Source organism: bacterium (assembly GCA_029210545.1).
Taxonomy (GTDB): domain Bacteria; phylum BMS3Abin14; class BMS3Abin14; order BMS3Abin14; family BMS3Abin14; genus JARGFV01.
Window position 1 is genome coordinate 1 of sequence record JARGFV010000201.1, and the last position, 964, is coordinate 964.

Sequence of the window (964 nt, forward strand, 5' to 3'; positions counted from 1 at the left end):
AAAAAGCTCCTCTGCATCACAGCCCAACCCTTCCCTGGTCACGATGATCGTACTTTCCGGAAAAGACATGTTATTCCGAACCCAATCGGGTTCATCGCTGAAAACATAAAACTTCGGCGCAGAACCGGTGCTTAGAATCATCCGCATGCATTCGTTGTAGTATTCGATGCTGCAGCTCCCGTATCTTGTCTGGTTCTGTGGTTTGGAAACATAATCTCCCCGGCGGACATGAACGCTGACAGAGTTGCAACCAATGATCTCATTATGAAGTTCCCGGGTCTTTTTTGAAATAGACTTTAATGTGTATGTTTCAGCGATAATGTCTGCTACATCCGTAAAATATTTTTCGGAATGGAAGTGACCTTTCAAATAGACATTATCCTTTATTTCCAGCACCAGTGGGTCGAATGTATATTGTTTTTCAGGGTAAAACGCCGGAGGCATGAACTTGACACCTATCCTGTGACGGATGGGCAGTAGCAACCAGGTTGAGATACTACTTCGCTGGATCCTTCTTATCTCTTCTTCGGTAGCAGGCTCTTCAGAGATATCAAAAACATCCAATTGGAATTTTCTGTAAGAATCTCCTTTCAGCCGCCTAACGTCAAGTTTCAGTTCCGCCCCACTGGTAAGACTCAGGCGTTTGCCGGTAGCGTACTGAAACATCTGGTTACCCAACCCCCCTGTGAGTCGTACTATTACCATTTAGCTTTTCCTGAGTCGCTTTAGGCAGGCTCTAAAAGGTATATGCGAAAGTCTGGATATCCTTTTGAAAATAGTTCGAGACAAGTTCGGCCAGATCTGCGTCGTAATAGTTGCGGTAGTCTTCCCTGTCCTTTGCCTGTCTTTTGTGGGGTAGGGGAGGCGGCTTGATTCCGATCCTACAACAGGCCTCCTCGTAATCCGCTTGGAGGTTATCGTATTTTCCGATGAAGTCCACCAGTATCTTCCCGTCAAGGTCCTT

Annotated in this window: 2 protein-coding genes; both read right to left on the minus strand. The window is 46.1% G+C overall.

Annotated features, from left to right (window positions below; all coding sequences use genetic code 11):
• Positions 1–678: alpha-1,2-fucosyltransferase (locus P1S46_12280; GenBank protein ID MDF1537244.1), on the minus strand; the 678-nt coding region annotated here is incomplete at its 3' end.
• Between the two features lie 58 nt (positions 679–736).
• Positions 737–964 (minus strand): sulfotransferase (locus P1S46_12285; GenBank protein ID MDF1537245.1); only part of this gene is annotated, 228 nt, incomplete at its 5' end.